General features: G+C 56.2%; 16 protein-coding genes. 8 read left to right on the top strand and 8 right to left on the bottom strand.

The genetic code is table 11. The features are described from left to right. Positions 1-473 precede the first annotated feature (473 nt). Positions 474-1,517 (top strand): NAD-dependent epimerase/dehydratase family protein, encoded by a 1,044-nt coding sequence (locus tag ACA373_RS13265; RefSeq protein WP_253458375.1) that lies wholly within the window; start codon positions 474-476, stop codon positions 1,515-1,517. Positions 1,518-1,604: 87 nt separating this feature from the next. Here ACA373_RS13265 and ACA373_RS13270 read toward each other — a convergent pair whose 3' ends face one another. Together ACA373_RS13270 and ACA373_RS13275 are read right to left on the bottom strand one after the other, a co-directional pair. Further along, complete coding sequence (locus ACA373_RS13270) at positions 1,605-1,838, bottom strand: hypothetical protein (protein WP_301730025.1); 234 nt, start codon at positions 1,836-1,838, stop codon at positions 1,605-1,607. Positions 1,839-2,248: 410 nt separating this feature from the next. Then, complete coding sequence (locus tag ACA373_RS13275; RefSeq protein ID WP_370734632.1) at positions 2,249-2,737, bottom strand: hypothetical protein; 489 nt, start codon at positions 2,735-2,737, stop codon at positions 2,249-2,251. A 335-nt stretch (positions 2,738-3,072) separates the two neighbouring features. On the opposite strand from ACA373_RS13275, the gene ACA373_RS13280 reads away from it, so the two are divergent. Further along, the gene (locus ACA373_RS13280) at positions 3,073-3,387 is read left to right on the top strand and encodes a DUF6678 family protein (RefSeq protein ID WP_301730027.1); all 315 of its coding nucleotides are present in this window, start codon (positions 3,073-3,075) and stop codon (positions 3,385-3,387) included. A 166-nt stretch (positions 3,388-3,553) separates the two neighbouring features. Here ACA373_RS13280 and ACA373_RS13285 read toward each other — a convergent pair whose 3' ends face one another. Then, the gene (locus ACA373_RS13285; protein WP_253458388.1) at positions 3,554-4,771 is read right to left on the bottom strand and encodes an MFS transporter; all 1,218 of its coding nucleotides are present in this window, start codon (positions 4,769-4,771) and stop codon (positions 3,554-3,556) included. A gap of 205 nt (positions 4,772-4,976) precedes the next feature. Further along, positions 4,977-5,252, bottom strand: a complete 276-nt coding sequence (locus ACA373_RS13290; RefSeq protein WP_253458390.1) for a SelT/SelW/SelH family protein — start codon at positions 5,250-5,252, stop codon at positions 4,977-4,979. A gap of 245 nt (positions 5,253-5,497) precedes the next feature. Here ACA373_RS13290 and ACA373_RS13295 point away from each other — a divergent pair, with 245 nt between their 5' ends. The 5 genes from ACA373_RS13295 (at position 5,498) to ACA373_RS13315 (ending at position 11,582) form a co-directional block, all read left to right on the top strand. Beyond that, positions 5,498-7,870 (top strand): TonB-dependent receptor domain-containing protein, encoded by a 2,373-nt coding sequence (locus ACA373_RS13295; protein WP_370734633.1) that lies wholly within the window; start codon positions 5,498-5,500, stop codon positions 7,868-7,870. Positions 7,871-7,977: 107 nt separating this feature from the next. Next, a complete protein-coding gene (locus ACA373_RS13300; protein WP_370734634.1) occupies positions 7,978-9,006 on the top strand; it encodes a hemin-degrading factor in 1,029 nt (342 codons plus the stop codon). Next, positions 9,003-9,821 carry a hemin ABC transporter substrate-binding protein gene (locus tag ACA373_RS13305; protein ID WP_370734635.1) on the top strand — a complete coding sequence of 273 codons (819 nt, stop codon included), beginning with the start codon at positions 9,003-9,005 and terminating at the stop codon, positions 9,819-9,821. The genes ACA373_RS13300 and ACA373_RS13305 overlap by 4 nt, the downstream gene beginning before the upstream one ends. Next, a complete protein-coding gene (locus tag ACA373_RS13310) occupies positions 9,818-10,816 on the top strand; it encodes a FecCD family ABC transporter permease (RefSeq protein WP_370734636.1) in 999 nt (332 codons plus the stop codon). Before ACA373_RS13305 ends, ACA373_RS13310 begins: the two co-directional genes overlap by 4 nt. Beyond that, positions 10,809-11,582, top strand: a complete 774-nt coding sequence (locus ACA373_RS13315; RefSeq protein ID WP_301250605.1) for a heme ABC transporter ATP-binding protein — start codon at positions 10,809-10,811, stop codon at positions 11,580-11,582. The genes ACA373_RS13310 and ACA373_RS13315 overlap by 8 nt, the downstream gene beginning before the upstream one ends. Positions 11,583-11,590: 8 nt before the next feature. Here ACA373_RS13315 and mrdA read toward each other — a convergent pair whose 3' ends face one another. After that, the gene (gene mrdA / locus ACA373_RS13320) at positions 11,591-13,486 is read right to left on the bottom strand and encodes a penicillin-binding protein 2 (protein WP_253458402.1); all 1,896 of its coding nucleotides are present in this window, start codon (positions 13,484-13,486) and stop codon (positions 11,591-11,593) included. A gap of 596 nt (positions 13,487-14,082) precedes the next feature. Between mrdA and ACA373_RS13325 the strand changes: the two genes are divergently transcribed. Next, positions 14,083-15,183, top strand: coding sequence for an NADH:flavin oxidoreductase/NADH oxidase (locus ACA373_RS13325; RefSeq protein ID WP_253458406.1), 1,101 nt, complete (start codon positions 14,083-14,085; stop codon positions 15,181-15,183). Positions 15,184-15,220: 37 nt separating this feature from the next. Here ACA373_RS13325 and ACA373_RS13330 read toward each other — a convergent pair whose 3' ends face one another. Genes ACA373_RS13330 through ACA373_RS13340 form a run of 3 tightly spaced genes read right to left on the bottom strand, consistent with a single transcriptional unit; the run spans position 15,221 to position 19,702 of the window. Further along, the gene (locus ACA373_RS13330; RefSeq protein ID WP_253458409.1) at positions 15,221-15,859 is read right to left on the bottom strand and encodes a helix-turn-helix transcriptional regulator; all 639 of its coding nucleotides are present in this window, start codon (positions 15,857-15,859) and stop codon (positions 15,221-15,223) included. A gap of 52 nt (positions 15,860-15,911) precedes the next feature. Then, complete coding sequence (locus ACA373_RS13335) at positions 15,912-17,057, bottom strand: fimbrial protein (RefSeq protein ID WP_370734637.1); 1,146 nt, start codon at positions 17,055-17,057, stop codon at positions 15,912-15,914. A 14-nt stretch (positions 17,058-17,071) separates the two neighbouring features. After that, positions 17,072-19,702, bottom strand: a complete 2,631-nt coding sequence (locus ACA373_RS13340) for a fimbria/pilus outer membrane usher protein (RefSeq protein WP_370734638.1) — start codon at positions 19,700-19,702, stop codon at positions 17,072-17,074. Positions 19,703-19,713 lie beyond the last annotated feature (11 nt).

Consider the following 19,713-nt stretch of genomic DNA (forward strand, 5'->3'; position numbering starts at 1 on the left):
AAATGATGGACGCAAAAAAGCGGGAATGGCACCTGTGTCACGCGCCAGAAGTTGATAGGGGCGTAGGCGGCAGGCCGGAAAATTCTGTGCTGTAAACGTGTACAGAGATAAACGTTTCTGTGGCCCTGCGCCTGTTCATCATTGTTTGACTCATTCTGTTATATAGATCACTTTTTAATAACAGCGTTCGGGCACGGCGCCGTTTTCCGGCAGCGGTAAACCCTTTGTATGCTGCTGCCGGGTACCGGCAGGGCCAGAGGCCGAGAGCATAATAAATTTTTGATAAAAATCAGGGTCGTTTTTCGGAAGAGAAGAGCTGTATCGCCCGATTTTTTGCAGAAAAGCTGTCGGCTTTTGGCCTGAATGATGCGTCCGGGACGAGGAAAAGACGATCCGCTCAATTTTCTGCCTGGGCCTGCTGCGCCCGAAAAACGCAGCTACATTTTGTTATCTGAAACCAAGCGGAGAACTGTATGAATAACAAGCACGTATTGCTGGTCGGTGCAAGCGGCGTAGTTGGCTTTGCCGCTCATGATTCCTTCCATAAAGCGGGCTGGCAAATCACGACTCTTGGGCGTTCGCCGCACAGCCCTCATTCTTCTCCTCATATCAGCGCCGACCTGACCTCTTCAGAGGATCTTAAACAACACCGCGAAGCGTTTGAAACGGTGACGCATATCTTTTACGCGGCGTTGCGCCAGGATCCTAATCCGGGCGTGGAAGCGGATATTAATGCGCTGATGTTTGAAAACCTGATCGGCGCAGTGCGCTCGTCAGGCAATGCGTTGCAGCATATTATCTTTATTCAGGGCGGCAAGGTTTATGGCGCTCATCTGGGCGTTTACCGCACCCCGGCACGGGAAGAGGACAGCCGGCATTTTCCGCCTAACCTCTATTTCCGGCATGAAGACTATGCGAAGAAGATTGGCGAGGAAGGTATCGGCTGGACTGCGCTGCGCCCGGATATTGTTATCGGCCACTCATTCGGATCGCCCATGAACCTGGGAAATCTGATCGGCGTGTACGGGACGATTTGCCGCGAAACGGGAACCGCTCTGCATTTCCCCGGCCCGGATGACGCCTATCGCAATACGCTGGTGAATATCACCGACAGCCGCATTCTGGGGCAAAGCGCTATCTGGGCTGCCGAAAACGCCAAATTCGGCGCGTTCAATATCACCAATGGCGACGTGTTTCGCTGGTGTCATGTCTGGCCAAAACTGGCTGACTGGTTCGGTGTGCCGGTCGGCGAGGCGCAGCCTGTCTCGCTTAGCGAACGTCTCAGCGGGCTTAAGCCTCTCTGGTCATCCATCGCCGATAAGGCGCAGCTGAAGGAGAAGAATATCGATAAGCTGGCGCTGGGCGGATTTGGTGATTTCATCTTCCATGTGCAGAAAGATGCCATATTTGACGTCACCAAAGCGCGCCGGGAAGGATTTGACGCCATGATCAGGCGCTCCGATGACGTGTTGATCGAGCATCTGGAAGCCATGCGCAGCAGTAAACTTATTCCCTGATATGCAAGGCAGCCCGCCGTCTGGCAGGCTGCCGATCCACTCTTGCGGCTGGCTTTGCAACGGCTGAGTTAATGCCCTGATAATCGCTCAGGAAACGATGCTTACAGAAATGCTGAGGTGTCTGAAAAAGTTGTCAGGTATCGCTTTCTCCAGAATCTGCGCCCAATCCATCAACCAGATAATATCAGCCATATCGCGCCACTTTATCGTGACATCTTCCTGCGCCAGACCGCGCATAACACTGAGCACCTTTCCGACTATCTCCGGAGCAAGCGCTGTGGTCTGGTCATCAAACCGCCTTACCGGTAGCTGCATCGCCACGCATTACTGCTGTCCGGCTGCTATCTGCGCCAGATAAGCGTCTAATCTCTGCCAGAAGCAGGCATTGCTTACAAATATATAGCAACCGGCAAAGTACAAATAACTGATGAGCCAAATGGCTAACTAAGTGCGCAGAATTTTTTTGAAAAAGATAAGTACAGGTTGGAATAGAGCGCATAAAAAAGCCCCTTTCGGGGCTCTTTTATGCGCTATACATCCCCTGCTTCTTTGGGCGACCCCCGCCAAAGACTGAGGAACGTTTAACTCGAAGGCTACTATCACTGGATGCCACATAGCGACCATTGACAATTTTAATCTCGCCGGAAGCAAGCTTCTCTCTCACATCTCGACCTGCTGCTGCCTGCAGACGTTTGCCCATTTCAAGAGTAAGGCGTTCCACTGCGGCGTTGTTAAGGCTGGTAACTTTGAGTTGTGACGACATAACTTCTTCGTCCTGCGTCTATATCGGTATATGCGTTCCAACCGATAAACGGGCTGAACAGCCTGCTTGTACGGTGCCCCTGAAGACCGAGTGCTCGCGAATAAATTACTGAAAGATCAGTGCCTCGCTCATGCTCTCTATCTTCCGCGGCGCTGAAAACATATGCACCTGCATCGCAAATATTATAATGGTCATAAATTATACTTGCAACGTTTTGGAGCACACGCCCACCCGCTAATCCGTCAAACTTAACATGCTTAAAGCCTAAAGGTGAGTCTGTTACCGGGTCAATAGTGTCAAATAGTACTGCCCAGACACTATTGTTCTGTGGGAAACGAAACTGTGGGAACGCATGATTCAACTTTATATGTTTTGCTTCTAAATCTGCCAGCGTCGGCAATTCTTGAAAGCCGATCCCGTAGAGTTGCCCGCAATATAAAAACTTGCGATAGACCATCCCTCCCGCCAGAGAGTCATCGAAGGGATCTGGCCACTATATCCGATTGTTCACCTGGCTTCTCCTTGCCGCAAACTGATAACTATTCAACCAAATGGCAGTAAATTAAACAAAATAAAAGTTACCTAACCCCAATTATTCAGATCCAAAGAAATTTGCTCTTTATAATCCTATGTTAACTATGTATGGAATCACAAATCTTCATTAAATGCTTCTAAATGTGCGCTTTTCGCTCGTAGCATACGGGGAGCGCCTGGCGCCTGTCCATTTAGAGCCAGGGCGTTGCTAACCGCGTAGTATAGTAATCTGTAGGAAGCTGGTGCCTGGAGGTTTAAATGCTTTATAGCTGCATGAATGATACAAAATGGAATGAAATCCGTCTGGCAATGGTGAACATGACATCGCCTCCTTTATGGAAAACAACCTCTCTCGATGGCTATGGATCCGCAGTGGATGGCGAATGGTTTTACCATTTCAACGTGGGCGGCTATTCGGATATCCACTATCTTGATATTTTGACAAATTCAGTTGAGCAGCACGCAGAAGTTGGCGTTATTCTTCGCGCTATTCATCTTCCCGGTATTGAAACTTCAACCGGCTACAGGATTTTTGGATACGCGGATCCGGCCAGCTATATAGGGTATCTTTAGTTGGGCAGCATCAATAAGCGGCCAGCGGGATTATTAATGATAAGGTAAAATTTGTGTCCGTTTCTCGCTCAAAACAGTAGCCACACGGTATGTGATTTTCTTATGACGTCCGCTCCCACAAAGCGGACGTCACTTAAACATTCAGGGAACCCGATTACGCCATCTTTTAAATCAAATCGGTGGCGCCAATCGCGCTTTTTTTACGGTCGGCCACTTCCTTCAGCAGGGCGAAAGCAAAGATCACCATCCCCATCAGCGGCAGAACGGCGCCATAGCTGGCGGTCTGCGTCATCGGATAGCCCTGCTGCACCACCCAGGCACCCAGAAACGCACCCAGCGCGTTGGCGATATTAAAGGCGGAGTGATTCAGCGTCGCGGCGAGCGTTTGCGCTTTTCCGGCCACCTGCATCAGACGCACCTGTAGCGGCGCGCACAGCGCCAGATTGGTGCCGATCAGGAAAGCCCCCAGCAGCAGGCCGCTGACGGAAGAGACCATCAGCGGGAACAGGGTCAGCACCAGCACGCTCCAGGCCAGAATACAAAAAATAGAGAGCATGATTTTGCGGTCGGCCAGCTTGCCGCCAGCCAGATTGCCCAACACCATGCCCAGACCAAAAGCGAACAGCACCACCGGCAGCCAGAGCGTAGAGAGGTGCGCGGCCAGCGTCAGGATCGGCGTGATATAGCTGATCACGGCAAACATGCCGCCAAAGCCGATAGCCGCGATGCCCAGCGTCAGCCAGATGCGGCTGTTCGCCAGCCCGCGGATCTCTTTCAGCGGCGAGCTTTGCGCTTCCTCATGCTGCTGTGGGAAAAGTTTAAAAATCAGCAGCGCATCGGCCAGCGACAGCAGCGACACGCAGGCAAAGGCCCAGCGCCAGTCCAGGTGTTCGCCCAGCAGCGTCGCCGCGGGATTCCCCAGCAATGAGGCCAGCGTCAGGCCGAGCATGACTTTGCCCACCGCCTGACCGCGCCGGTTTTCTTCCACCAGCGAAGCGGCCGCCAGCGCCGCCACGCCAAGAAAAGCGCCGTGCGGCAGGCCGCTGAGAAAACGGGAAATCACCAGCGCGTGGGCGCTGTCCGCCAGCATGCTGCTGACGTTGCCGCCTAAAAATAGCGTGATAAAAATCATCAGCTGATGCTTGCGGCTAAGGCGCGCGGTGCTCAGGGAAAACAGCGGCGCGCCGATCACCACGCCCAGCGCGTAGTAGCTGATAAAACGGCTGCCTTCGGCCAGGCTGACGTGCATCGCTGCGCTGACCTGCGGCAGCAGGCCCATGATCACAAATTCGCTCAGGCCGATGGCGAAGGCGCCCAGCGCCAGGGCAAACAGCAGCGGGCCGACGGCGCGCGCCGCAGGGGAAGTTGGGTTTTCAATAGTCATAAAAAGTCTTAATAAGAGAGGCTAAAACCTGTGCACAACGCGTGACGGGGACGATGAGGGCAGGGCAGGCAAGAGTAGTTATTATTGCCGGCTGGCAGCGTGCCGCCGGAAGGCGCTGAGTTTACCGTGTAGCGGCAGGGATAAACAAGCCGGGCCGCGTGGATGGCCCGTCAAAACGTTAGCGCAGGGCGCTTTATTCGGCTGGCTATCTGTCTATATGACCCAAATCCCGCTCGGGAAAACAGTAGTTCCGCACGCGCTGCTTCAGCTCTTTCACTTCCGGAAAGCCGCCATCCACTTTGCGATCCCACAGCAGATGACCGTCAACGGCAATTTGATAGATGCCGCCCGTGCCCGGCACCAGCGTGACCGAAGCTAAATCGGTGCCAAAAGTATGCAGCAGCTCCTGCGCCATCCAGCCCGCGCGCAGCAGCCAGTTGCATTGGGAGCAGTAGTGAATAGTGATGGCAGGCGTTGTCATTAGCGTAGTCCGGCAAAAAAGGGGAGCACCATCTTCTGGTCGGTGAGAGGCGCTGTCAAGCCCGCGACTGCTTGCCTTTTCCCGGATTGTGAATTCTTTATGGAGATTGTTGATAACATAAATCAATATGATTATCATTCGCATTTATTGAGGTCAGGGATCGACTATAACCAGGCGCGGCGGGCGTCAGTACCGCTTTTGGCAGTGATGTGAGTCGATACTAATAAAGAAAAAGGCTTACCAGCATGTACAAGAATCAGTGTTCTCAGGGAATTTTCCATCGATCCGTGCTGTTTACGGCACTGGCGGCGGCCGGTTTATCATCAGGTGCGCAGGCGGCGGACGCGCGTGCCGCAAATGAGCAGCTGACCGTTGCCGACACGCACAGCGAACCACAGATGGTGGTCACCGCGCCCCGACAGGTAAAAGAGGCGGGCAGCCAGACCACCCTCACCGCAGCGGAAATGCAAAAAAAAGGGGCTAACGACTTCGGCTCGGTAATGCGTTATGAACCGTTGATCGGCGCGACCGGTGCCAGCGGTGGATCGGGCGCGGGCAAAAGCGGTTTCGATCGCGGCGGCTATACCGGCTACAACATTCGCGGCCTGGAAAGCAACCGCGTGGGGCTGGAGGTGGACGGCATTCCGCAGCCGGAAGCGGCCGGGCGCAGCTACGCCAGCCGCGCAGGTCTGAACACCTTCGGCATTGGCCGCGATTATATCGATCCTTATCTCTACGGCCTGGTAGAGATCGAATCCGGCGCGACCTCTACGGAAAAAGCCAACAACGCCATTGGCGGCGCGGTCTCCTTCCTGCCGAAATCGGCAGATGACTACCTGTCGCCCTATAAATCGACTTATTTCGGCTATCGGTCCGACTACGACTCCGCCAACCGCAGCTGGCACAACGGCATAACCGCTGCGGCAGGCGATGCCACGCTGCGCGGCGTGTTCGTTTACAGCCGTCGCGACGGCCAGCAAACGCGCAATAACAGCGATACGCTGGCGGCTTATCCGGCCAACTGGCATTCAAACGCGCTGCTGGCTTCCGGCATCTGGCAGCCCAACGACGAGCACAAGCTGACCGGCACCGTCGATTATTATGACAAAACCAACCACACCCATTACGACTCGTGGGACAGCAGCGGCAACACCATCTGGGGAACCGCGCAGCAGCAAAGCAATACCCGCCGCTGGGGCATCAGCCTGAAGGATGAGTGGACGCCGACCAGCGATTTGCTCGACAGCCTGACCTCCCGACTTTATTACCAGCAGACGCAGGCGCACGACAATACCCTGATGCCTGCCAGCGCGACGGCGATGGAGCGGGTTTATTCCGATTACAATGTGGAGATCTGGGGCGTGGAAACCCGGCTGATAAAAACCTTGGGACGCCACGAGCTGAGCGGCGGCCTGAACGCGACCGTCACCGACACGCAGCGGCCGTTCCGCCAGACGCCTGCGCCCAGCCAGTACAGCGTCATCATGCAGCCGCAGGCCGACAGCCGCGGCTATCTGGCGGGCGGTTACCTTCAGGATAAAATCCACTTCGATCTGAACGGTCACGACTTCAGCGCGGTGCCGGGCGTGCGTATCGCTTACCAAAGCATCAGGCCGCAAAACCTGAGCAGCCTGGCCACCGGCAGCACGGCTATTACCGAAGCGGATCTGCAAAAGCTTTACGGGCAGAAAAATAGCGATACGCAGGTGCTGCCATCGCTGAGCCTGAACTACGATCTGACGCCGGATCTGATGACGTATGTGCTCTACAAGCGCGGCGCGCAGTTCCCCAACGCCAGCCAGCTGTACGGCTCCTGGAACCTCGGCTCCAGCTATGCGGGATCCGCGCAGTACGCGCTGATCGGCAACAGCGCGTTAAAAACGGAAACCAGCAATAACCTGGAGTGGGGGCTGAAAGGCGAGGCGGCGAAAGGCGTATCGCTGAATGCCGCCATGTTCTACAACACCTACGACAACTTTATTGCCTATACCCGCTACACGCGCGCCGGCAGTCCGGCGAAGTTCAGCCGGGTGCCGTCGAATATTTACACTATCTATCAGGCAGAAAACCGTGATAAAGCTTTTATCTGGGGCGGCCAGCTTAGCACCAGGCTTGATGTCGGCAGCTGGTTTAGCGAGGTTAACGGCCTGAGCGCCACCTTTGCGCTGGGTTACAGCGAAGGCAAATCAAAATCCAGCTACGCTGGCGACAGCTATGTCGATTTAGACAGCGTGGCGCCGGTCAAAGCGATAGTGGGCGTAGCCTGGGACGATCCGGCAAAAGTCTACGGCGCTGCGGTAACGGCGACCTTTGTTAAGGGCAAGCGGGCGACCGAAACCAGTCGCGAAAGCTACAGCAACAGCGGCGCGGCGCTGGCCGGGTCGGACGAGGAATACAGCCGCGTGCCGGGTTACGGCATGGTGGATATGACCGCCTGGTGGCAGGTGGCGAAAAACGTGCGCGTCAGCGGCGGTATCTATAACCTGACCGATCGTAAATATTGGGACTACCTGAGCAGCCGCAACCTGACGGAAAGCACGCGACAGGATGCCTTTGATAAAGCGCTGGCGGTGATGCCGGGCCGCACCTTCCAGCTGGGCGTCAATGTGGATTTCTGACCGCCTTAACTTTGCCCCGCGCTCGAGGCTTAATGGCGTAGCGGTAATGCCGGTTTCACAGTTAAGGCAACTTTGCCCCGCGCGCGGGGCTTAATGGAGAACAAGCGATGAACCTTTTACAACGTTACAGGCAGCTTAAAGCCGATCACCCGAAAAAATACGCCCGCGACCTGGCCGCGCTGCTGGATGTCAGCGAAGCCGAGCTGACCCATGCCCGCACCGCTTTCGACGCGGCGGCGCTGCGGCCGGATTTCAGTGCGCTGCTGGCCGCGCTGGAAGCGGTGGGCGAAACCAAATCGATTACCCGCAACGCCTTTGCCGTGCATGAACAAATTGGCCGCTACGAGAATTTGCATCTGGGCGGCCACGCCGGGCTGGTTCTGAACCCGCGCGCGCTGGACCAGCGGATCTTTCCGCAGCGCTGGAAAAGCGCCTATGCGTTGCGTGAGGAGACGGCGCGCGGCCAACGTCACAGCATTCAGATTTTTGACGCGCACGGCGACGCGGTACTGAAAATTTACGCCACGCCCAACACCGATATGGTGGCCTGGCAGTCGTTGATCGCCGACTATCGCCTGACGGAAACGCCGGAGCTGGAGGTGATCCCGGTGATGCCCACCAGCATTAGTCCGCAGCCTGACAGCGCGGCTATTGAACAGGAATGGCGGGCGATGACTAACGTGCACCAGTTTTTCGGCCTGCTGAACCGCCACGGCGTTTCGCGCCAGCAGGCTTTCCACGCCGTTCCCGACGATCTGGCGCAGCGGGTGGACAACAGCGCGCCCGGCGAGCTGCTACGGCAGGCCAGCCAGGACGGCAACGAGATCATGATTTTCGTCGGCAATCGCGGCTGCGTGCAGATCTTTACCGGCGTGGTGGAGAAGCCGGTGTGGAGGGAAAACTGGCTGAACATTTTCAATCCCACCTTTACGCTGCATCTGATGGCGGATCGCATAGCGGAAAGCTGGATCACCCGTAAGCCCACGGCTGACGGCTTTGTCACCAGCCTGGAGCTGTTTGCCGCCGACGGCACGCAGATCGCCCAGCTGTTTGGTCAGCGCACCGAGGGCCAGCCGGAACAGGCGCGCTGGCGTGAGCAGATCGCCGGGCTGACGAAGCAAGGAGCGACGGTATGAGGCTGTGGCTGATAGCGCTGCTGGCGCTGCCTTTTGCGCTGATGGCGGAAGAGCGAGTGGTAACGATCGGCGGCGACGTCACTGAGATTGTCTACGCGCTGGACGCCCAGCAAACTTTGGTAGCACGGGACTCCACCAGCCTGCGGCCCGCGCTGGCGACCAAACTGCCGGACATGGGCTATATGCGTCAGCTGAATGCGGAAGGCATCCTGGCGATGCGGCCCACGCTGGTTATCGCCAGCGAGCTGGCTAAACCCTCGCTGGCCTTACAGCAGGTTGAGCAGGCCGGGGTCAGGGTGATCACGGTAACGGGCGAGCCGACGCTACAGGCGATCCATAAAAAAATCGCTACCGTTGCAGGCGCGCTGCATAAAGAAGAGGAGGGCAAAGCGCTGGACGCCAGGCTGGACAGCCAGCTGGCCGCAATGGCGAAAAAACCGCTGCCGGTCAAAGTGCTGTTTATCCTTAATCATAGCGGCATGAAGGCGATGGCGGCGGGAACGGGGACGGCGGCGGACAGCGCCATTCGCAGCGCCGGGCTGATTAACGCCATGGGGCAGGTGCCGCGCTACCAGCCGTTGACCCAGGAAGGTATCGTGGCCAGCGCGCCGCAGCTGGTGGTGATTGGCAAAGACGGCCTGAAGGCGATGGGCGATGAAGAGCGTATCTGGCAGCTGCCGGGACTGGCGCTGACGCCTGCGGGCAAGCAGCGCAACCTGCTGGTGGTGGACGATATGGCGCTGCTGGGCTTTGGTCTGCAAACGCCGGGCGCTATCGGCAAACTGCGTAAAGCGGCGGAAGCGACGCTGCCATGAGGAAAATGACGTCGCGCGGGCTGGGGATCATGCTTGCGCTGACGGTGGCGACGGCGCTTTTTGCCGCCAGCATGGGCGCGATGCGGCTGTCGCTGCCGATGGTCTGGCAGGCGTCCGCCGACAGCCTGGTCTGGCAGATCTGGTGGACTATCCGCCTGCCGCGCGTGCTGCTGGCGGTGCTGGTCGGCAGCGCCCTGGCGGTTTCCGGCGCGACCCTACAGGGGTTGTTTCGCAATCCGCTGGCCGATCCCGGCCTGTTGGGGATCAGCAGCGGCGCGTCGCTGGCGCTGGCGCTGGCCGTAGTGATGCCGCTGACGCTGCCTGCCGTGCTGGCTTTATGGTGGCCGATGCTGGCCGCCTTTGTCGGCAGCCTGGCCGTGACCCTGATGATTTTTTTGCTCAGCCGTCACGGCCGCACCACGCTCTCTCGCCTGCTGCTGGCGGGCATCGCTATCAACGCGCTCTGCTCTGCTGCGGTCGGCTTGCTCTCCTGGATCGGCAACGATCAGCAGCTGCGTCAGCTTTCGCTGTGGGGTATGGGATCGCTGGGACAGGCGCAGTGGTCAACGGTGCTGGCCAGCGCCGCGTTGATCCTGCCGGCGCTGCTGGCGACGCAGTGGCAGGCAAAGCGGCTCAATCTGCTGCAGCTGGGTGATGAAGAGGCGCACTATCTGGGCGTCGATGTGCAACGCACGCAGCGCATCGTACTGGTGCTCAGCGCGCTGATGGTGGCCGCAGCGGTGGCGGTCAGCGGCGTGATCGGTTTTATCGGCCTGGTGGTGCCGCACCTGATCCGGCTGGGCACCGGCGGCGATCATCGCTGGCTGCTGCCCGCTTCGGCGCTGCTCGGCGCCATACTGCTGCTGATAGCCGATACGCTGGCGCGCACGCTGGTGGCGCCTGCCGAAATGCCGGTTGGCCTGCTGACCAGCCTGCTGGGCGCGCCGTGGTTCTTATGGCTGATTTTGCGTCGGCGGGAGGGCGAATATGACTGATGCTTTACAGGCGCTCGATCTTTCCTGCCGCTCAGGGGCGCGGCTGCTGATCGATCGGGTTTCGCTGACGCTGACGCCGGGCGAAATGGTCGCTCTGATTGGCCCGAACGGGGCGGGGAAATCCACGCTGCTGCGGCTGCTGACGGGCTATCTCTCGCCGGATTCAGGTCAGTGCCTGCTGAACGGCCAGGCGCTGGATAGCTGGCCGCGCGATCGGCTGGCGCGCGTCAGGGCGGTGATGAGGCAGCAAAGCCACGTCGAGTTTCCGCTCAGCGTGCGCGAGGTGGTGGCGATGGGACGTGCGCCCTGGCCTGGCCGAGCCAGTGCGTCGATGCTGGACGAAGTGATGCAGCTGACCGGCTGCGACGAGCTGGCCACGCGCGACTATCGACGGCTTTCCGGCGGCGAACAGCAGCGTGTGCAGCTGGCGAGGGCGCTGGCGCAGCTCTGGCACGACGATGGCCCGCGCGGCTGGTTATTTTTAGACGAGCCGACCTCGGCGCTGGATCTCTACCATCAGCAGCATGCGCTGCGTTTGCTGCATCGACTCAGCCGCAAAGGGCAGCTGGCGGTTTGCTGCGTGCTGCACGATCTGAACCTGGCGGCGCTGTGGTCCGACAGCATGCTGCTGCTGCACGAGGGCAGGCGAGTCGCCAGCGGCACGCCAGCGGAAGTGATGACCGAACCGACGCTGACGCGCTGGTATCGGGCCGAGCTACAGGTTTATCATCACGGCCCCACGCCGCAGCTTATGCTGCGGCGCTAGCGGCCGGGCTATTGCGCGGTCAGGTTGCTCTGTGGATCGGCGGTAGGGGCCATCGGTTTAACATCCGGCGGCAGGAAGATGTGGTCGAGAATATTTCTTACCAGCGGCGCGGCCGTGACGCCGTTGATGCCGCCGTTTTCCAGGATCAGCGCTATCGCCACTTTGGGCTTATCGAAAGGCGCAAAGGCGGTATAGAAAATATGGTCGCGCAGGCGGATCGGGATCGTTTTGGCGTTGTAGATCTGATTCTGCTTCAGGCCGAACACCTGCGAGGTGCCGCTTTTCGCCGCAATGCCGTAAGGCGCGGTATGGAAATATTTATAGCCGGTGCCGTTTGGCGCGTTGGCCATGCCGAACATGGCGCGGCGTACGATCCCCCAGTACGGCGAGTCAGGATCGCCGACCTGCTGAGCGGGCAGCGTCGGCTGCCAAAGGCTGACGTTTTTACCCTGTTTTTCCTCATACATCAGGTGAGGCTGGATAACGCGCCCGTTATTAATAAGCGTGGCCATCGCTTTCACCATCTGGATTGGCGTGGCAATCCAGTAGCCCTGGCCGATGCCGACGGAAACGGTATCGCCCTGATACCAGCTCTTTTTATGCACCTTTTGCTTCCATTCGCGGCCTGGCAGCAGGCCGTTGTACTCCTCGTTGAGATCGATGCCGGTGGATTTACCGTAGCCGAACTGGCTGAGCATGGTATGAATGCGATCGATACCCATCATAAAGGCCACCTGATAAAAGAAGGTGTCCGCCGACTCTTCTATCGCGCGGGTTACGTCCAGCATCCCGTGTCCGGTTTTTTTCCAGTCGCGGTATTTGCGCTCGGTGCCCGGCAGCGTCCAGGTCGGCGCGCCGTAGAAGCTGGTTTGCGGCGTAATGACGTGATTCAGCAGTGCCGACATCGCCATATAAGGCTTAACGGTGGAGGCTGGCGGATAAAGCCCCTGGGTTACGCGGTTGATAAGCGGCAGATCTTTATTAGCCAACAGCGACTTGTAGGCTTTATAGCTGATGCCCTTCACAAAAGGGTTGGGATCGTAGCTGGGACTGGACACCATCGCCAGCACCTCGCCGGTTTTGGGATTTTCAATCAGGACGGCGGCCCGCTGGCCTGGCAGCTGCGTCTCCACGTACTGCTGTAAAGGAAGATCCAGCGTCAAATAAATATTTTTACCGGCAACGGGCGGCACCTCTTTCAGCACGCGGATCACCCGGCCGTGGTTATCCACTTCCACTTCCTGATAGCCGGTTTTGCCATGCAGTACCGATTCGTAATAACCTTCAATCCCCTGTTTGCCAATATTATGGTCGGCGGCGTAGTTCTCGCTAATCCCTTCTTTATCCAGCCTTTTATAATCGCTGTCGTTTATTTTAGAGACGTACCCCACCACGTGTGCCAGATCCGGGCCGTAGGGGTACTGGCGATCTTCATAACTGTTGATATCGACGCCGGTATACTTGAATTGATTAACAGAGAAACGGGCCACTTCTTCCGCCGACAGCTCGGTTTTCAACACCACCGGCTTATAGCGGCTGGCGTTGTGCAGATTATGGGTAAACGTCTCGATATCGTCGGCGGAAAGATCGACTATTGGCGTCAGTTCAGCCAGTAACGCCTTCATATCATGCACTTTATAAGGCACAACTTCGATGTCATACCAGGTAACATTTTTTACCAGCGGCGTACCGTTACGGTCGAAAATAATCCCACGCGTGGGCGCGATGGGGATCATCTTGATATCGTTTTGATTGGAGCGCGTTTGATAGTACTGATTTTGCTCAATCTGCAGATGCCAGAGATTGATGCCAAGCGTGACAAAACCCGCCAGCACAACGCCAAAGGCCACCAGTGCCCTGCGAACAAACAGCTTTTCTTCTTCTGCAAAATCTCTGAATTTCATTCACTGCCAATCAGGTAGCCTTTTATTTACCCGCTACATGATAGAGATTACGCAACAAATCACGACCTGAAAGATGCGTCCTGGCCAGGTAAAGTGTGACATTTGTTGAAGTTGTAACAGAATGGCTGCCTTTTTTAAAAGAGTGATGATTATTACCGCTGCCGCTGCTCATAAATAATATTTATTTTTTCCGCCTTCTGGCGAAAATTTATGACCATTAAACGAGAATGCTGTTTCTGCTGATAACGCGCCGTGACTATAAAATTCAAATTATTTTTCCGCTCTGTTTATTATTTTTGGCTATCAGCCATACGCGGCTAATTCGACGTGGGCGTTTTATATTTTTTACGAACAGGCCTCTTTGGAGCAGTCTGAGTCCGTTACCCAAATTTATTGCTGATTTTGCCTGGCCTGCGGAAAGCCGCCTGCGTTAAGCGGAAAAGATCGGCCTGTGACCACGGCTGACGCTGATACCCACCCTGCGTACAGCATCAGCATTAACCGCTTAGTGAAGTTGCCAGCATTGGCGTAATAATCGACCGACATGACGTTGTCATCAGGCAACCTGTTTTACCGCCATCCATTAAGAGGTTTTTATGTCAGGGTTATTTTCCCCTTTTACCTTAAAAGACGTGACGTTACGCAACCGTATCGCCGTACCGCCAATGTGTCAGTACAGCGCTGAAGATGGGCTGAGCAACGAGTGGCACCGCGTTCATTATGCCAGCCTGGCCCGTGGCGGCGCAGGTCTGGTGATTGTCGAGGCGACGGCGGTTGCGCCGGAAGGGCGTATCACGCCCGGCTGCCTCGGTATCTGGAACGACGAGCAGGCTGAGAAACTGGCGATCATCGCCCGTGATATCAAGGCGGCAGGCGCGGTGCCGGGTATTCAGATTGCCCATGCGGGCCGCAAAGCCAGCGCTAACCGTCCGTGGGAAGGCGACGATCATATCGCGAAAACCGACCCGCGCGGCTGGGAAACGCTGTCGCCGTCCGCTACCGCTTTCGGTGCTAACCTGCCGCAGGTGCCGCACGAAATGACGCTGGAAGAGATTGCCCGCGTTCGCGATGATTTTGCCGTGGCGGCACAGCGCGCGCGTGATGCCGGCTTCGAGTGGCTGGAGCTGCATTTCGCACATGGCTATCTGGCACAGAGCTTCTTCTCCGTGCACGCTAACCAGCGTCAGGATCAATATGGCGGCGATTTCGAAGGGCGCAGCCGCTTCCTGCTGGAAACGCTGGCTGCCGTACGTACACAGTGGCCGGATAACCTGCCGCTGACGGCGCGTTTCGGCGTGATTGAATACGACGGTCGTGACGAAGAGACGCTGACAGAGGCGATTACGCTGACGAAAAAATTCCGCGAAGGCGGCCTGGATCTGCTCAGCGTCAGCATCGGCTTCTCCACGCCGGACGCTAATATTCCGTGGGGCCCCGCTTTCCTGGCGCCAGTTGCCGAGCGCGTGCGCCGTGAAGCGGATATTCCGGTGGCTTCCGCGTGGGGTATTGATGCGCCGTTAATTGCTAACGAAGCCGTTGAGAAAGGTCAGCTGGATCTGGTCATGGTTGGTAAAGCACACCTGGCCAACCCTAACTGGTCCTATCAGGCCGCGCGGGCGCTGAAAAAAGAGCAGCCTTCATGGGTGCTGCCAGCGCCTTATGCACACTGGCTGGAGCGCTATCGCGTTAGCGAGTAAAACCCTGGCAGAAGGTCTGGCGACCTTCTGCCGCTTTCTACTGTAGCCGGGAAAGCGACGATGCTGCGCGCCACGATGGCGGATCCCGCAACCCCAGATAGCTCTTGTTGAAGCCGGAATAAAGATTAAGAATTTCTTTATAGCAGACCAGTGCCATATCGTTGATTTTCATCATCCCCAGTTTGCGTACCGCATTCTGCTTATGCGAGCTAATCGTTTTAACCGAAATATTAAGTTTTCGGGAAATAAAGATAGCCGAGTGGCCGGAAGCCAGCTCTTTCAGGATCAGCGTTTCCTTTCGGGAGAGCTGATTGTAGTGTGAAGCTTCATAGTTCGGGATAGCTTTTAATAAAGGAATGTATTTTTTAAAGGTGCTTTTCTTGGAGATAAGCCAGTAAGGATGAAAGCCTTTATGCTCATCCTGTAAAGGAAGGTCGACAATAAAAACAATATTGATACCGAAATAATCAATATTTTTCGCCATGCCCAGTTTGGTATGGCAATTAGTAAAGTTGATATCAATGATTACGGTATCTTCTTTTGTTAACTTACCGGGGCGGAATTGAGTTAGCCAGCCTTCATAGCTAAATCCTTGCATCGCTATGCCATTTGCCGCCAGAAAGTATTTTAGCCCGGCCACAAAGTACATATCGTCGGAAATAACATATATGCACATAAATCCCTCTTTATCCTGTCCCTGTTACGGCTGAAAAAAAACCTCGCTTTTTTCAGTAGTAGTTAATGGTAAATGTAACGGTCGCATCTGCTCTTCCTGCACTTACGGTCGATTCGGTCTGAATATAACGAGCGACAAGCGGCATAGACTGCGTGGTCGCCGCACTGTTTTGCATGCTGTAATCCTTGCTGCTGGAAAAATCTACCAGCAAGGGAGAAGCATCAGATTTATTGCCATAAGCCATCTGAATGCCGACGCCCGTGGCGCTGCTGCTGCCCGTTTTTATGCCAAAAATACCGTTAGCGCTATCGATAATGGCGGTATTAGGTGACAGCGTCAGATTTAAAATGTTGTTGGTGATAGCACCCATGCCGCTGGCGCCGTTGTCGGAAGTCCAGGTATTTCTGCCGTCGTTCAGCGTCCCGTAAAAGCGAGGGCAGTTAACTAAGTTAATGGTGGCATCTTTCCATTCGGTGGTTTTTCCTGTTCCCGTAAAATATTCAGCGATGTCATATTTTCCCATCTCGACGGTGACGTCCGGCGTTTGACAGGTCTGCGAAACGATATTTATCGCCCCGGAAAAGTTCAGGCTCCCTAAATTTATCGCCGAAATACCCGGCGCCTCAAAATCATATTTCACCGTAGGCAGCTGCGATCCGATAAGCGTGCCGGGTGTGATCGCGCCGGTTTTAATCAGCACCACGTCAAATTCAAAGCCGCCCTCCGCGTTCCAAACGTTACTGTCGTGTTGAGTTTCTCGCCGCCATGGCTGATAGCTGAAAGGAACGGTGTAGTAGGTCAGATTATAGGTATAAATAGCTATGCCTATACCCGCTACGCCGGTTTCATACACTTTGCCGGCGCGAAACGAGCTGTCTGACCAGTCAGACTCTTTGTTAGGCGTCGTGTTGCTGTAATACCAGTTAATAGTGGGTTGATAGCTCTGTGTATTATCGCAATAAATATTCGTAGGCCGGGAGGGCTTAAAATACTGGCGATAAATGACGGTGCCGTTACTGACCCCTGGCCCGATGGTCAGATTGCTGCTTTGTAAGGGCAGCGTAAAATTCATAACGCCATAGCCTTCCAGCAGGCGACAACTCAGGGCAAAAGCCTGCTGGCTCCAGACCATGGCGATAGCCAGCAGAGCGAATAACGGGGCGGACCGGCAATATTTTTGTATTAAACGACTCTTCATGTCTTCAATCCGTATTAACTGTGACTTTGACGGGATGACGGCGGCGCCTCTGCCATGGTTCCCTCTGGCTGCGCGGTTTTTTCAATGGCCTCGCAAACGCTTTCAAAACGCGGTATTTCACGCTGGCGGTCGGTTTCCGCCTGCGGCATCAGGATATAGCTCAGGCTGCATTGCATATCCGGCGCGTCTCCCCATTTAACACGCAGCTTGTCCCGCTGCGCCTGGACGCGTGCATAGACTTCGCCGCCCTGGCCGACGGTACCAACATGGTTGCCTTTGCTGTCCAGCACCTCGGCACCGAAGGCCACAGGCTCACCCTGGAAGGTGGCCGCAATCAGCATCGCTGTGCCGCTGCGCGTGCCGTATTTCAGCTTCACTACGGCGCCTGATAACGGCGCTACTTTCAGCGAGGTGGTATCCAGCTCCACATCGCTGGCGGCCCCGCCAGGATCCAGCGTGACTTCGTTCAGCTGATAGGGATCCAGATAAGGCACGGCAGCGTAGCCGTTCCAGTCAACGTGAACGCCAGGATAGGACGAAACGCTGGCGCCCTGGGCGCCTTTGGCCTCGACCAGCGCGAAGGTATCGGAGGTATAAGGCGTTAGCGTCACGCCGCCGGAATGGCCAATAACGGTACCGCTCATCCCGGCAGACGCGCTGTAATAGTTGCTGCCTTTGCCGTACGAAGCGCTCAAAGAAGAAACGGCGCTGCGCCATGAACCGTTAACCGTGCCGCTGCTGCCCGTGCCCTGATTGGCGTTGGCGGCGCTGACGCCGTAAGAAAACTGGCCAAGCTTACCGCCCGTGCCGGATATGGCTGCCTGTTCTGAGGTTCGCCCGTTGCTGTTATGCGCTAAATCAACACGCAGCTGGGGCGTGTAGCTGCTGCTGTTGCCCAGCGGCAGGCTGAAGTTCAGCAGATAGTTGTTCTCGGCCTCGCCGTACAGCGTCCAGGTGCGGTTAACGCTAAGACCCCATGAGAGATTTTTATAGCGATTGTTGTAGCCCAGCTGGTACTGCTTGCTGTTGCCGTCGCGGTTCCAGTAATCCTGTAGCGAGCTGCTGGCGTAAAGGGTTCCCCAGCGTTCCGGCAGCCCTTGACTGACCGTAGCGATAAAACGGTTTTTGGCGCGCCAGATTGCGCTGGTTGACAGCCCGTCGGCAACCGCTTCCCGCGTCTGCATCGCCGTCATAAATCCCATATAGCCGCTGGTGGAAAAACGGTAGGCCGCCAGCGACACTTTGCTGCTGGTAGCGCTGACGGTTTTGCTGTAGCTGAGCTGAAAGCTCTGCCCGCTCATGGATGTCGGCGTATCTTCGGCAGTCCCGCCCAGATGGGTGCGGGCCTGAGTGGCATCCAGCGCAAAAGCGCCGATTTCGGTACCAAGCGCCAGGCCCGATTGCAGCGAATAGTAGTTCTGGCTCGCCTGGAAACCGCCATAGGCGGTAAGCATATTGGTCAGGCCATATTGCAGCGTAGCCTGATAAAGGGCGGGCTTTTCCGACAGCGAGCTGCTGCGCAGCCTGCCGGCGGTAACGGAGTAGCGGCTGTTGCCGGGCCTGAGCAGCTGGGCGACAGAGGAGTAGGGCACTTCAAAATATTGTTCGCTGCCGTCAGACTCGCGTACGGTGACCGCTAAATTACCACCGTAGCCGGTGGGATAGAGGTCGTTAATTAAAAACTCGCCCGGCGGCACGGTGGTTTCGTAAATAACCTGGCTGCCCTGACGTACGGTCACCCTGGCGTTAGTGCGCGCCACGCCGTGGATCTCTGGCGCATAGCCGCGCAGCGAGTTCGGCAGCATTCTTTCATCACTTGCCAGCTGTACGCCGGAAAAAGGCAGCGTTTCAAACAGCAAGCCTGAGGTATTCGCCTGGCCAGCCAGCAGACGGCTTTCCAGGGCGGGAATATCCCGCTGCACATAGGTATTAAGGGCGCTATATTTTTTCTGGCCGTGCTCAACCCAGTTCCAGCTGCCGTTATGGCGCAGATACCAGCTGGCGATATTTAATCCCGCCCGGATGCTGGCATAGACGGATTGATAGCGGGTTCCCCCGCTTTCGCTGGTGTAGGCGCTGGCATTATAAGCCAGTAGCGCTGCCGGAATGCCGCTGTCCCAGCGGTCCTTGCTTATCGCTCCTCGCGCGTTTCGCGCCATATAAATTTGCGGAACGATAATATCAAGCCGCTGTTCGTTACTGTCGTAATTGACGGCGATCTCGGGAATTTTTTTCTTCAGATCGTAACAGCCCCGGCCGCGCTCATCCTGCTCAAAAAAATTTGCGGGTATCCGGCCTGCATCGAAGGCGATTCTTTTTATCAGCTCTTCTTTTAAGCAGGGCAGAACGTTTTTGTTCTTATCGGCGCTGAATTCAATATCGTAATTTCCCAGCAGGTCATTATTAACGTAAACCGCCGTTCGATAGATGCCGGGCAACGCCGCCGCACCGTTAGCGAAGCGGCCGAGATCGATAGCGCTGCCGTCGCTGACGTTAAGAAATGTAGGATCGAACTCAACATTTTTGGCAACTTCCTGCGGTGCAGAAGGGGAAGGTTCGATCGCATAGGCTGAAGAAATAATAGGAAGGAGCAACACCAGCTGCGCTTGCTTCCATCTTTTTCCTTGTGGCGAGGCGTTTTCCATAAAAATCCTTT

Source organism: Erwinia sp. STN24 (assembly GCF_041320675.1).
In the GTDB taxonomy this organism is placed as follows: domain Bacteria; phylum Pseudomonadota; class Gammaproteobacteria; order Enterobacterales; family Enterobacteriaceae; genus Erwinia; species Erwinia aeris.